This window comes from Tenacibaculum sp. MAR_2010_89 (assembly GCF_900105985.1).
GTDB lineage: Bacteria > Bacteroidota > Bacteroidia > Flavobacteriales > Flavobacteriaceae > Polaribacter > Polaribacter halocynthiae.
Genome location: NZ_FNUB01000005.1, coordinates 2,869,266 through 2,884,134, shown reverse-complemented (window position 1 = coordinate 2,884,134; position 14,869 = coordinate 2,869,266). Strand labels below are relative to the sequence as shown.

Genomic DNA, 14,869 nt, shown 5'->3' with positions numbered 1-14,869 from the left:
TAAACTCATTAAGAACTTTCTTAATGAGTTTTTTATTAGATATTAAATGATAATTACTGTTATAAGACTAACTATCTTTGCGAAAAATAAAAAATTCATAGATAGTATATATTATGGCAAATACAATTAAAACGCAAGAGGATATTTTAGCAAAATTAAATATCTATGAATTAAATGAAATGCAGAATGAGGCTATTTCAGTTATAGATACTACAGCAAATACTGTAATACTTTCACCAACAGGAACTGGAAAAACATTAGGCTTTTTATTACCTACATTAAAGGTAATAGATCCAAATAATAAAGAAGTTCAAGTATTAATTTTAGTTCCCTCAAGAGAGCTTGCTATTCAAATAGAGCAAGTTATTCGTGAAATGGGAACAGGATTAAAAGTAAATGCTGTTTATGGAGGAAGGTCTATGGCAAAAGATAAAATAGAATTAAAACATACCCCAAGTATTTTAATAGGTACGCCAGGTAGAATATCTGATCATTTTGCAAATGAACGTTTTTCTAAAGATAGTATTAAAACATTAATACTTGATGAATTTGATAAGTCATTAGAAGTTGGTTTTGAGTATGAAATGAGAGGTATTATTAATCAATTACCAAACATTAATAAACGAATTTTAACATCAGCAACTCAAGAATCAGAAGTACCAGATTTTGTGAGGTTAAATAACCCAAAAGTATTAAACTACTTAACAGGTAAGAAACCAAAAAAACTAGCTATAAAAACTGTGGTTTCTTCAGCAAAGAATAAAAATCAAACACTTTTAAACTTGTTACTTCATGTTGGTAATCAACAAGGAATTATTTTTTGTAATTTAAAAGATAGTATTCAACATGTAAGTGACTTTTTATCAAAAAGTAAAGTAGCACATAGTTGTTTTTCTGGAGGAATGGAGCAAAGAGATAGAGAGCGTTCTTTAATAAAGTTCAGAAACGGAACAAGTCAAGTTTTAATAGCTACAGATTTAGCAGCAAGAGGTATCGATATTCCTGAAATGAATTATATAATTCATTATGAACTACCACAAAGAGTAGAAGAATTTACACATAGAAATGGTAGAACAGCTAGGGTAAATGCTAAAGGAACAGCATATGTATTAAAATGGGAAAAAGAAAATTTGCCTGAATTTATTAAGAATGTACCAAACGTAACTATTTCTAATAAAGAAAAGCTGAAACCTCGTTATTGGGAAACGTTATTTATTTCAGGGGGAAGAAAAGACAAAATTTCAAAAGGAGATATCGCTGGACTTTTCTTTAAAAAAGGTAATTTAACTAAAGATCAATTAGGTGTTATAGAACTTAAACAAGATTGTGCGTTTATTGCTGTGCCTGTTACTGAAGCTAAAGATCTAGTAGAGAGCTTAAATAATACTCGTTTAAAAAGTAAGAAAGTACGTATTAGTATAGTTTAAAAATAACTATAAAAAACCAAGGATATCTACTAGTTATTCTTGGTTTTTTATGAATAACTTACTTTAAATTTAAAGTAGGTGTTAGCTATTGATATTGTTTTATTACTTGAAACTCATCATATGTTAATAGCCATTCATTATTTATATTTTCCCATTTTTCTTGAAAAATTTTTCCTTCACCGATATTCATACTCCAAAGAGATGTAAGTATAACACTATTGTTTGTTTTAACACTGAATGTTGGATTATGATAGGTAAGATTTGTAGCTCCGTCAGTAATTAGTTTATCCCAAAATATTTTGATATTCTTTTTATCATTTACAGATGTAAAAGGAACGGCATTCATTGTAGCATTATTGGAGTATCCATTTCCGCACACATCTTTTTTACCTGTATTGAAGCCTTCTATCCAGTTTATTGATGCTGTAATAACTTTTTCTAATATGTTATGACTAGTAATAGGGGAAGTAGTATTTTCTTGTGGAGTTTTAAACTGTTCCAATATTTGAAAATTATCGTAGGTTAATAACCATTGACCTTTAATTTTTTCCCATTTCTCTTGAAATATAATACCTCTTCCTACATTCATACTCCAATTAGCGGATAAAAAAGCAGTAGTTTCATTAGCTATTTCAATACTTACATTTGAGTATATTAAGTTGGTGGCACCAGATTTAATAAAAGGTTTCCAAAAGTTTGAAATTTCTTCTTTACCAGTTTTTACACCATAAGGAGTAACATTCATAACTGCTTTTTTAGAGTACCCTTGCAAGCAAGCTTTTATGTTTTTAGTATTAAAGTTTGAAATCCATGTTTTACTAGCTTTTAATACTTCTAAAGCTACTTTATGATGTTTAGTTGGACTATGACTAATGTAAGATTGTTGGGGTGATTTATTTTTATTCTTTGAAATTTGTCCAAAAGTGTTACTCACAATTAGAAATATAAATATTGGTAGGACTATTTTAAATCTTTTCATTTTAATGTATTTAAGTTTATTACAAAGAAAAGATGATAAAAAAGTAAATACCTGTGACTTTTATCACAGGCTTAATTATTTTACTAAAAGGAGTATTTCTTTTTGTCCAAGATGAAGTTTATTGTTTTTTTCAAGATTTTTTAAAAGCCTAGATATTACTTCTCTTGAAGTACCCAATTCTTTTGCTAATTCTTGATGAGATTTTTTTACAATTGAATCAGTTGCTTTTGATAATAAGTAATCAAACAATCTATCTTTTAAAGGTTGAAAAGCTAGGGTTGAATATTGATTTATTAAGTGGTTATAACTTTCTCTAAAAGTTTTTGTGGTAAAAGTATTCCAAGATTTGTATTTAAAATTCCAATCTTTAACATGTCTTACCGGGATATTCAAAATAGTACAATTATCTTCAACGATAGCATTTACACTACTTTTACAATCTTCAAAGCAAGCGGAAAGAGACAGAGTACAAGTTTCCATGCTGTTTAAATAATAAATTAGGATTTCACGTTCTTCATTTTCTTGGTAAACCCTTACTTTTCCTTGTAAAACAATTTTTAATACTTTAATGTATTGGTTGTTTTTAATTATAAAATCACCTTTTTTATGTGTTGTTAAAGTTGAATTTGTTGTTAGTTCATTGATTAGTTTTTCTTCAGTAATACGAAGCTCTTTTATAAAAACATTCAACATTTTTTCTATTTCATTCAAATTATATATGGTATGCTTAGGAGTTATTTTTTATAAGTAATTAATCTATAATATTAATTACAGATTGTCTTTCTCTATTAATGGTAAGTTTTGTTATATCTGGTCTAGAATAATGTCCAACAGAATCAAAGTTTTGTCTTTCTTCCAGTACTCTATTAAAGTCAATTTCAGCTGTGATTATTCCCTCTTTATTTATAACTGGAGCAACAACCCATTCACCATCAGGTCCTGCTATGCATGATCCACCATTAGCTAAAATGTTAGGTGAGTTTTTAAGTATTTCTTCTAAATGTGGTGTGCCTTTAGGAAAATCTTCAATTTTCATTAAACTAGAAACTGATACTACAAAAGATCGAGATTCTTTAGCTATAAATTTAGTAATATCTTTTGTGTTAGTGTCAGATCCTGGCCAAACAGCAATATGTAAATTTTCTCCCATACCATATAGTGCAGTTCTTGCTAATGGCATCCAGTTTTCCCAACAGTTTAAACCACCAACAGAGAATTTTTTTAAATCATGAACTCTTAATCCATTACCATCACCTGGTGACCAAGTTAATCGTTCTTCAAAAGTTGGTTGTAGTTTTCTATGTACAGATTTAATTTCACCTTCAGAGTCTATATATACTAAAGAACAATATAAACTATGGCCACCTCTGTTTTTGGCACGTTCTATTATTCCTAAATATATGGCAACATTATTCTTTTTTGCAAGACTACAAATTTCATCCAATTCTCCTGATTCAATTTGAATAGAGTTTCTTATATAATGGGCATGTATTTCTTTTTGAACGGTAGAATTAAATTCTGAACCATTTGTCATTGATAACCAAAAAGGGTAACCAGGAAGAAGTGCTTCTCCAAATACTAGAAGTTCACAATTTGAATTTCCAGCTTTGTTAATAGAGTCTTTTATTTTTTCAATAGTTTTTGATTTATTTAACCAAACTGGCGAAATTTGAGCCATTCCTATTTTGAGTATATTTTCTGTATTCATGTTGGAAGCGTATCTGTCAATAGTTTAATTACATATTTTATGCTTCTAATTTAGGAAATAGATACGAAATAGGAAACAGGTTAAGGTTTTTAACAAGAAGTTTAACAAGTAAGGAATAAAACTAAATTTGCTCTTACTTTTGTATAATACAAAAAAAATCAAGTGAGTTACTATCACATTTATCCGTTAAAATATAATCCTTTGAGGAGATTTTATGTACTAAATCTTTGTGATTGTTAAGTAGTTTTTTCCTGTTTATTCTATTAAGTACTTCATAAGGTATTTTAAGTAATAAGGAAGGTAGCTTTTTTTCTAAGCGAAGAAAGTCCCATTTTAAAATTTTTTGTACTCTTTTTTTATTTTCAGTATAATATTTGGTAGAGAGCTCATTTCCTTTAATTCCCTTTATAATGACAGAATTGAATATTGAATTTAAAAGTTTTTCTAATTCTTTATGTTTATATTCTCTGTAGTGCCAAGGGTTTCTAGCTACCGATTGCTCAATATTTGGAGTAGTTAAAAACAAAGTACCTCCTGGTTTTAGTTTTTTATGAATCTCTTTTAAAAAATTAAGATCATTTCTTATATGTTCAATTACTTGAAAACAGATAACAAAATCTAAACTTTCATTTTTTATTTGTGGTAAAGGAGGAACTTTTTGTTTAATGATAGTAGCCTCTGGAAATTTAGAAGTAAGTTCTTTAACAGCATAATTGGCTTTATCTATTGCATAAATGTCAGTACATTTTTCTTTAATTAAATTAAGGCCATACCCTTCGCCTGGACCAATCTCGAGTAAAGAACCAAAAACATCATTTTTAATGAGTTCATAGGCTTTTTTTGTTCTTTGGTATAAAGGAGAGTCTGATGATATTTTTGAAGAGGTTACTTCTGTAGAAAAAAAGAACATATACTTAATTAATAAGGCCAATTTTTAAGTTGCCAGGTTTTTAATTGCTTTTTAATTTGATTTAATTCAGTATTTTTTTTAGTATAATATGCAATGTTATAATCTTTTATTTGAAAAATCATTTGTTCGTAACGTTTCATTAACCCATTAGCATACCTTACATTAATAATTGGTCTCGGAGGATTAAAAGAAAGTATCCATTTAAGTTCATCTTCAATGTTTTTAATAGCAGTAGAACAAATTTGAAATCCTTTTTCTTTTTTATTAATTCTGTAATAAAGTTTTCCAATTGCAAATCCAAATTCATGAAAAGGTATTGTTTGGTTAGGAATTGTTTTAATGCAATAATTTAATGTACTTTCAGCTTGTTTAATATTTTTTTCTTCAATTAATGATTGGGCTAAAAAATAATAAGATCTTCTCAAAACTCTTTTAGATATATAAACAGATTCATCAGTTATTTTAGAGTCAATATTATTTAACACTTTAAAAGGGGGAGAAGTAACTAAGTTGTTAAAAGATGTTTTAGTATCTACAATTTTCGGGTTTAATTCTTTTTTAGTTCTTATTAAAGGAAGTAATTCAAAAACAATTCCTTTTTGTATTAAATAATTATTAAGCCCTAAAAAATGTTTTTTGTCACCATTCTCGGCGAAGCAAATAGGACGATCCTTAAGGTTATTTCCTATAATATCTAATAGTATAAGTTCATTCTTATAATAGATGTTTTTTTTATAAGACCATTTTAAAGTGTCTAAATTTTTAATATTTGACCCAATTAGAGATATGTTTTTACGGATAGGTAAAATAAGATTTTCTGTAGGCATAGTATAAAAACTATTTCCTTGAAGTGTTATTTTATTTTTAGGATTGTTTAAAAAAGTACCAGCCTTTTTTAAATTGAAATACTTATTAGTTATCTTATTTAAAGGTATTTCACTGTCAAATTTAGAGTTAATAAAATCATCATTAAGAGATAGAGTAATTGGTTTTGATTTATTAATTTTTACTTTTAATTTTTGAGCATACCAATCAAGTTGTAATTGATCAAAATTTATAATTCTAACATCTGTTCTATAATTCTCTACTTCTTGTAAATACCAAAGAGGAAAAGTCATGTTGTCAAAGTTTGTTATCAAAATAGCCTGATTTGGGCATCCATCCAAATATGCTTTTCCAAGCTCAAAAGCAAACGTTTCTTTTTTTCTATAATGATTATCAAATCCTTTGGCGAGTAATTGAATAGGAGACACAAATAAAGTGATAACTCCAATTGTTATAATTCTCTTTTTTTCATTTTTTATAAAATTAAATAAAGAGAATAAACTATTAACAGATAGACCTATCCATATGCAGAAAAAAATGAATGAACCTGCAAAGATATAATCTCTTTCTCTAATTAGTATACTTTGGGGAACAGGGTTAACATAAATTGTTATTCCTACACCAAAAGTTAAAAATAAAAGGATAGAAGTTAAAAAGTAAACTTTTTGTTTACGAAGTTTATATAAACCTATTAGACCAAGTAAAAAAGGAAATCCATAAAAAAGAGTTTTACTATTTAAGTTTTTAAAATATTGTGGAATAACCGATTGATCTCCAATTCTATTTTTATCAATAAAGTTGAACCCTGAAGCCCAGTTTCCTTTTGTTATATTTCCGGTTCCTTTAAAAGTATTTTGAATCCCAACAAAATTTTGAAATAAATATCTTAGATATAACCAGTTTACTTGATAATTATAAAAAAATGATAAGTTTTCCAAAAAAGTTGGTTTGTTAACTGTTTGCTTTAAATTAGGTAAAAAAACAGGAGTTCCTTTTATTGTTGCCCAAGTTTTATATGCTTCTTTATTAATAGCGTTTTTATGAAAAACTCTTGGAAATAATAAGTCAAATTTTTTATCATAATTAAGAACACTGTTCTTACCATCATCAATAATTGTGTATTTTTTTTTTATTGTATTATATCTAAATTTAGGTTTTCCGTTTAAAAAAGGAGTATTACTATTCAAAGGGGCATTGAAAGAAGAACCTTTTAATAATGGAATATTAGAAATACCAAATTGTTCAGCTCTAATATATTTTAATAAACTTGAAGTGGTTAAAGTTGTATTAGATATTGCAGTATTTACTTGTGATCTTACTAAAGGCATTATATATGAAGAAAATCCAATATAAAACATTAGTAAACAGAGTAAAGTATAAGTAAGTGTAAGTTTTCTAAACTTATGACTTATAAAAACACTTAAAATAACACTAAATATGATGATTATATAACCAGAAGTAGCCCCAAAGTTAACTGGAGAATTTAATGAATTAACCATCCAAATATCTAAAGAAGATAAAAGAGAAATAGTTCCTTGAAATAGTACTGTTAGAAAAATAAAGAATAAAGCTAATCCGATAAATAAAGAAAGGAGTATGTGTTTTGTGGTAAACCCAAACTTTTTATTAAAAAAAATAAGAGTTAATGGAATTATTATAGCTAAATTAATGAGGTGAACCCCAAGAGAAATACCTAACAATAGAAAAATAACTAGCAGCAATTTTTTTTCTTGATTTAGATTATTAGTTCCTTCCCATTTTAAAAGTAACCAAAAAATTAAAATCAATAAGAAAAAAGATAAAGTATATACTTCTGTTTCTGTAGAAGCAACCCAAAAACTATGACAAAAGGCAAAAGATAAGGACCCAATAACTCCAGCAATATGATGAATTATACTTTCCTGATTAGGTGTTACTTTTACAGAGAATATTGTAATTATTTTAAATAAATATACAACAGATAAAGCACCAAAAAGAGATGAGAATAAATTGGAAACAATAACTGGCTTAATAAAGAAAAAGACTCCAATTAAAACATTATTTAAAAGGGTGTAAAATGGTGCACCAGCAGGGTGTGTTGTTTGTAAAGAGTAATTAGAAACGACAAATTCTGGGCTATCCCAAAAAGTTATTGAATTTGGAATGCAAATAGCGTAAATAATAAAAGAGATTAAAAATAATCCCCAGCTTACAATTGTTTGGTTAGATTTCACAGACGTCAAATATATAATAAATAAATTCAGAACTAAAAGTTAATTTTTTTAAAAATAATTACAATATAATGTTAATTATAATATGTAATTTTGTCATAATCAAACAATTAAAAAGTATGAATAAAAAGTTACTTCTAATTGGGTTTCTACTTCTTTGTTTTACAAGGGGTTATGCTCAAACACTTAATCAAACATCAGGTACAGGTTCAGGTGTAAGTATTTCATCAGGAGATTATAATACGATGTATGGTGATAGTACAGGTTCTGCTCTTACATCAGCACACTATACTACATTTTTAGGGTATAGGGCAGGTAGATATAATACAACCTCTGAAAGTACATTTATAGGGTATATGGCAGGGTATTCTAATACAACAGGTTTTGATAATACATTTATAGGAATGGAAGCTGGAAGGTACCATACAACTGGAGGAGATAATGTTTATATTGGAACTGAAGCAGGAGAAAACTCAACTACTGGATATGATAATGTATTTGTAGGTGAAGAAGCTGGAACAAAAACCACTACAGGATATGAAAATGTATTTATTGGTGAGGATGCAGGATTCTCCAATACAACAGGGTATAGAAATACATTTGTAGGTAATGAAGCTGGTATTTCATCTGGAACAGGATATCGTAATACAGGTGTTGGAGATGAAGCATTATCAGATGTTAGTGAAGGACATCATAATTCTGCATTTGGAGATTCAGCAGGTATTGATGTAAATAAAGGTGTCTATAACACTATGATAGGAGCCGCTTCTGGAGTTGCTACTGAGCATGCAGATTTTAATACTTTTGTAGGAGCACGATCTGGTTGGGATAATAATAGAACAAATTCTACTACTAATGCTAATAGAAATACGTATGTTGGTTATGAAACAGGATTTACCAATCGAGAGGGCGAAGATAATGTAGGTATGGGAGCATATTCTGATTATAATAATACTCGACGATATAGAACAACATTTATTGGTGCAGGAATTGATGTAGATAACAATGATGTTATTATAATGGGGTACAGTGGTTATAACAATGCTCAGTATAGTATTTCTATTGGTAATAACCATGATATGCGTGGTAATAATGCTGTTGGTATAGGAAATTCATTAAATATGAATGCTAATGCTGATTATTCAGTAGGTTTTGGAGATCAAACAAATATTTCACAATCCTATGCAGTAGGTATAGGTAATAGTGTAGATATAGATAATAAAAATTCTGTAGCTATCGGATCTGGGTCAATTATTAAAAATGACGGAGCTATTGTTATTGGTTTTGGAGCAGCTTCAAATGACTTAATTGATAATACTGGAGGTGCATTAGATGCAACAAATAATATAGCATTAGGGTACAATGCTATTGTTAGTGGAGATAACTCAGTAGCTATAGGTAATGCAGCTACAGCGGCAATTGCAAATACCATGGTTTTAGGAGGAGCTACAAATCCATTAAGTGTAGGTATTGGTACAGATTCACCTAATGCAAAAGCAGCCTTAGAACTTTCAGGGACCAATAAAGGATTATTATTTAATAGACTTACAACTGCACAAAAAACTACATTAGGAAACGGTTTAACAACTACTCATAATGGACTTACAGTATATGATACTGAAGAAAATTTATTATATGTATGGAATGGAACAGCATGGAATAGTTTATTATCTGATAATTTAGGAAATCATACAGCATCAGCTACTCTAAATATGGAAGATAATATTATTCGTTTCAATTATGGGGCAACTAATGGTATTGAATTTAATTCGAGTGAACGTTATAAAATATCTTATGGAAACGGAACCAATTTTAATTATGGTCCAGTTACAGGGGTGAGTATCAAAAATACGATGAGTACTTCAACTGCTAATGGTTGGACTTGGGGGCCTTATAACGGAGCACCAGTAGCAGCAATTAGTACACAAGGAAAACTACAAATAGCAAATAGCCTGAATATAGCTGGTAATTATGAATTTCCTATTATTGATGGAACTTCAAGTCAGGTATTAGTAACAGATGGTTCAGGTGCATTAACTTGGGCAACTCAAACTGATGCTCAATCACTTTCTTTAACAACAAATACATTAGGTATTTCTGGGAATGCATCTACGGTAGATTTATCTGGATACCTAGACAATACGGATGCTCAAGATTTATCATTAAGTAGTAACACATTAAGTTTAACAAATGATGGTACAAGTGTAGACTTATCAGGATATTTAGATAATACCGATGCTCAATCACTTTCTTTAACAACAAATACATTAGGTATTTCTGGGAATGCATCAACAGTAGATTTATCAGGATATTTAGACAATACGGATGCTCAAGATTTATCATTAAGTAGTAATACTTTAAGTTTAACAAACGATGGAACAAGTGTAGATTTATCAGGATATTTAGATAATACTGATGCACAATCACTTTCATTTTCAGGAACAACCTTAAGTATAGCAAATGGAAATAGTGTTAATTTATCAGGATTACAAGATGGAACAGGAACAGATGCTCAATCACTTTCTTTAGCAACTAATACATTAAGCATATCTGGTAATGCATCAACAGTAGATTTATCTGGATATTTAGACAATACGGATGCTCAAGATTTATCATTAAGTAGTAATACTTTAAGTTTAACAAACGATGGAACAAGTGTAGATTTATCAGGATATTTAGACAATACGGATGCTCAAGATTTATCATTAAGTAGTAATACCTTAAGCTTAACAAATGATGGTACAAGTGTAGATTTATCAGGATATTTAGATAATACTGATGCACAATCACTTTCATTTTCAGGAACAACCTTAAGTATAGCAAATGGAAATAGTGTTAATTTATCAGGATTACAAGATGGAACAGGGACAGATGCACAATCACTTTCTTTAGCAACTAATACATTAAGCATATCTGGTAATGCATCAACAGTAGATTTATCAGGATATTTAGACAATACGGATGCTCAAGATTTATCATTAAGTAGTAATACTTTAAGTTTAACAAATGATGGTACAAGTGTAGATTTATCAGGATATTTAGATAATACTGATGCACAATCACTTTCATTTTCAGGAACAACCTTAAGTATAGCAAATGGAAATAGTGTTAATTTATCAGGATTACAAGATGGAACAGGAACAGATGCACAATCACTTTCTTTAGCAACTAATACATTAAGCATATCTGGTAATGCATCAACAGTAGATTTATCAAGATATTTAGACAATACGGATGCTCAAGACTTATCATTAAGTAGTAATACTTTAAGTTTAACAAACGATGGAACAAGTGTAGATTTATCAGGATATTTAGATAATACCGATGCTCAAACAGTTTCATTAGCAGGAACTACATTAAGTATTGCAAATGGAAACAGTGTAGATTTATCTGTTTTACAAGATGGAACAGGAACCGATGCTCAAACAGTTTCATTAGCAGGAACTACATTAAGTATAGTAAATGGAAACAGTGTAGATTTATCAAGTTTACAAGATGGAACAGGAACGGATAGCCAAACAGTTTCATTAGCAGGTACTATGTTAAGTATAGCGAATGGAAATAGTGTAGATTTATCAAGTTTACAAGATGGAACTGGAACAGATAGTCAAACAGTTTCATTAGCAGGAACTACATTAACTATATCAAATGGTAACAGTGTTGATTTATCTAGTTTAGGTGGAGGAGTAGGAAGTGATTCACAAGATTTAAGTTTAAGTGGAACAACTTTAAATATCACCAATGGAGCAAGTGTTGATTTATCAAGTTTACAAGATGGAACAGGAACAGATAGCCAAACAGTTTCATTAGCAGGAACTACATTAAGTATAGCAAATGGAAACAGTGTAGATTTATCAAGTTTACAAGATGGAACTGGAACAGATTCACAAACAGTTTCATTAACAGGAACTACATTAAATATTTCAAACGGAAACAGTGTAGATTTATCTAGTTTAGGTGGAGGAGTAGGAAGTGATTCACAAGATTTAAGTTTAAGTGGAACAACTTTAAATATCACCAATGGAGCAAGTGTTGATTTATCAAGTTTACAAGATGGAACAGGAACAGATAGCCAAACAGTTTCATTAGCAGGAACTACATTAAGTATAGCAAATGGAAACAGTGTTGATTTATCAAGTTTACAAGATGGAACAGGAACAGATAGCCAAACAGTTTCATTAACAGGAACTACATTAAATATTTCAAACGGAAACAGTGTAGATTTATCAAGTTTAGGTGGAGGAGTAGGAAGTGATTCACAAGATTTAAGTTTAAGTGGAACAACTTTAAATATCACCAATGGAGCAAGTGTAGATTTATCTAGTTTACAGGATGGAACTGGAACCGATGCTCAAACAGTTTCATTAGCAGGAACTACATTAAGTATAGCAAATGGAAACAGTGTAGATTTATCAAGTTTACAGGATGGAACAGGAACTGATAACCAAACAGTTTCATTAACAGGAACTACATTAAATATTTCAAACGGAAACAGTGTAGATTTATCTAGTTTAGGTGGAGGAGTAGGAAGTGATTCACAAGATTTAAGTTTAAGTGGAACTACTTTAAATATAACTAATGGATCGAGTGTGGATTTATCTGTTTTACAAGATGGAACAGGAACCGATAACCAAACACTTTCATTAACAGGAAATAATTTGACTATTGCCGGAGGTAATACAATCGATTTATCATCTTATGTTAGTTCTGATAATCAGAATTTAACATCAGCTTCATTGTCTGGTAATACATTAACTATCGGCATTGAGAATGGGTCTTCTGTTAATGTTGATTTATCATCTTTAATATCTACATTAGAAACTAAAGTTTCAGAACAACAAACTAAAATTGATAATTTAATATCTAGAGTAGAAACGATTGAGGCTTGTGCTTGTGAAGGAACTTTAAGCTCAGGAAGTGTAGCAACAAAAAAAGAGACTCCTATTTTATACCAAAATATACCTAATCCTTTTAATGGTACAACTTCAATAAAGTATTACGTACCTAGTAAGTATGAAAAAGCAGCTGTTGTGTTTAGTAATTCATCAGGACAGGTTATTGATACGGTTCATTTAACAAAATTTGGAGAAAATGAACTGTATTTTAATAGTTCATCACTTGCCTCTGGAGTTTATTATTATACTCTTTATATTGAAAGTCATAAAGTAGATACTAAGAAAATGATAATAGAGTAAAAAAATAAATAAAAACTTTTATAAAGCTTCATCTTGTTCTTTTACAGATGAAGCTTTATTTTTATAGTTATGAAACGGATTGATATATTAAATACTTTACTACTACTAATTTCAATATTTCTAGCTTATATACTACCATTTGAATTATTTCTTCTATCCTATGCTGTATTAGGTCCTTTGCATTATTTAACAGAGATTAATTGGATTAGAGATAATTCTTATTTTGTTTCTGAGAAAAAATGGCTTTTTATTAGTATTGTATTAACAATAGTTGTTTCTATTTCTCCATTATTGAGTATTGATGCAATTTATCCTTTTGTTAAAAATACCCTTCTTGATGAAGTTTTAAAATTCATTAAAGAGTATTCTAATATTGCCATTTTTATGTGCTTTATGTTAGCCATAATTTTTTTGACATTTAAAAAGAAGAAAACAAAACTAATAGCTTCTATACTTGTTTTTTTACTTGGACTATGGTTCGTAAAAAAAGGAGGGTTTAATTTGTTATTTGGAATATTAATGCCAACTATAATTCATGTATATATATTCACATTGCTTTTTATGTGGTATGGTAGTATTAAAAGTAATTCTAAAATAGGTTGTTTTAATGTTTGGCTATTAGTATTAATTCCTTTAATCATTTTATTTTTCCCTTTTGAATTGAGCTCTTCATTAACCGATTATGTTAAAAGTATTTATATAGAGAATAAGTTTTATGTATTAAATACTAACTTATCAAAAATATTTAATTTTTCGGATGGATCTACTTTTAATTTCTCAGATACAACTGTCCATAAAATTCAAATGTTTATATCATTTGCTTATACATATCATTATTTAAATTGGTTTTCTAAAACTAATATAATAGGCTGGGGGAAGAACTTAAATTATAAAAAAATAGTTATAATAGTAGTATTATGGATCTTGGCTATTAGTTTATTTGTTTTAGATTATAAGTTAGGAGTTGTATGTTTACTTTTTTTAAGTTTTATACATGTTTTTTTAGAATTTCCAATTAATATTATTTCAATTAAAGGAATTTTCAAGCACTATAAAAAAGAAATTTTGTTCTTATTGAAAATTAAATAAGCTCAATAAATATTAGAAGTTTAGTTTAATGATTGTCTTTTTTTGATAGGTATCCAAACCTCCTCTTCAGAGTTTTCATCAATAGGGTTGTATTTTGCTCCTAATAATTCGAAATGTTCTCGCTGGTCTAATTCAAAATCAGAATTAGGTAACCAGTGACTAAAAATATAGTGAGATGTCTTAGGGAAATCTTTAGCCATTCCTTTATGTATAAAAACAGCATAAAGTCCACCTTTTAAAATTAGGGTTTCCATATTCTCAGGAATATCTTCAAATTTTGAAGTTTCAACCATAGCACATTTAGTGAACTCTGTATTTGGATTAAAATCCTTAAAATCTAATGATTTTTCATAGCTCTGTATTGAAAAAAAATCTGAACCAATGGTGTTTTTTATTGTTTTTCTTTCAGGCATAAAACTACTCCATAATTCAGCAGTTTTATTAGCCGCTAAAGACATTTTTATCGATTTTCCTACTAGTTTTTTTGTAGGAAGTGTTTCTATCCTTGGTTGCATCATATTTATTT

General features: G+C 28.8%; 9 protein-coding genes. 3 read left to right on the top strand and 6 right to left on the bottom strand.

Annotated features, from left to right (window positions below):
* Positions 1-113 precede the first annotated feature (113 nt).
* Positions 114-1,427 carry a DEAD/DEAH box helicase gene (locus BLV71_RS16015; RefSeq protein ID WP_093871522.1) on the top strand — a complete coding sequence of 438 codons (1,314 nt, stop codon included), beginning with the start codon at positions 114-116 and terminating at the stop codon, positions 1,425-1,427.
* Between the two features lie 85 nt (positions 1,428-1,512).
* Here BLV71_RS16015 and BLV71_RS16010 read toward each other — a convergent pair whose 3' ends face one another.
* The 5 genes from BLV71_RS16010 to BLV71_RS15990 all read right to left on the bottom strand — a co-directional run bounded on the left by BLV71_RS16010 (position 1,513) and on the right by BLV71_RS15990 (position 8,062).
* A complete protein-coding gene (locus BLV71_RS16010) occupies positions 1,513-2,406 on the bottom strand; it encodes a Cif family virulence factor (RefSeq protein ID WP_093871521.1) in 894 nt (297 codons plus the stop codon).
* Positions 2,407-2,481: 75 nt separating this feature from the next.
* Complete coding sequence (locus BLV71_RS16005; protein ID WP_143032805.1) at positions 2,482-3,117, bottom strand: Crp/Fnr family transcriptional regulator; 636 nt, start codon at positions 3,115-3,117, stop codon at positions 2,482-2,484.
* 40 nt (positions 3,118-3,157) lie between these two features.
* Positions 3,158-4,114, bottom strand: coding sequence for a carbon-nitrogen hydrolase family protein (locus BLV71_RS16000; protein WP_093871519.1), 957 nt, complete (start codon positions 4,112-4,114; stop codon positions 3,158-3,160).
* A 133-nt stretch (positions 4,115-4,247) separates the two neighbouring features.
* Entirely contained in the window at positions 4,248-5,045 is a 798-nt protein-coding gene (locus BLV71_RS15995; RefSeq protein WP_143032804.1) for a class I SAM-dependent methyltransferase, read from the bottom strand.
* On the bottom strand, positions 5,033-8,062 hold the full coding sequence (locus tag BLV71_RS15990; RefSeq protein ID WP_176974418.1) for a glycosyltransferase family 117 protein: 3,030 nt from the start codon (positions 8,060-8,062) through the stop codon (positions 5,033-5,035). The genes BLV71_RS15995 and BLV71_RS15990 overlap by 13 nt, the downstream gene beginning before the upstream one ends.
* A gap of 116 nt (positions 8,063-8,178) precedes the next feature.
* Between BLV71_RS15990 and BLV71_RS15985 the strand changes: the two genes are divergently transcribed.
* Together BLV71_RS15985 and BLV71_RS15980 are read left to right on the top strand one after the other, a co-directional pair.
* Positions 8,179-13,254 (top strand): T9SS type A sorting domain-containing protein, encoded by a 5,076-nt coding sequence (locus BLV71_RS15985; RefSeq protein ID WP_093871516.1) that lies wholly within the window; start codon positions 8,179-8,181, stop codon positions 13,252-13,254.
* A gap of 69 nt (positions 13,255-13,323) precedes the next feature.
* Positions 13,324-14,343: a hypothetical protein gene (locus tag BLV71_RS15980; protein ID WP_093871515.1), complete on the top strand. Its 1,020-nt coding sequence runs from the start codon at positions 13,324-13,326 to the stop codon at positions 14,341-14,343.
* A gap of 20 nt (positions 14,344-14,363) precedes the next feature.
* Here BLV71_RS15980 and BLV71_RS15975 read toward each other — a convergent pair whose 3' ends face one another.
* Complete coding sequence (locus BLV71_RS15975; protein WP_093871514.1) at positions 14,364-14,861, bottom strand: GyrI-like domain-containing protein; 498 nt, start codon at positions 14,859-14,861, stop codon at positions 14,364-14,366.
* Between the last annotated feature and the right edge of the window lie 8 nt (positions 14,862-14,869).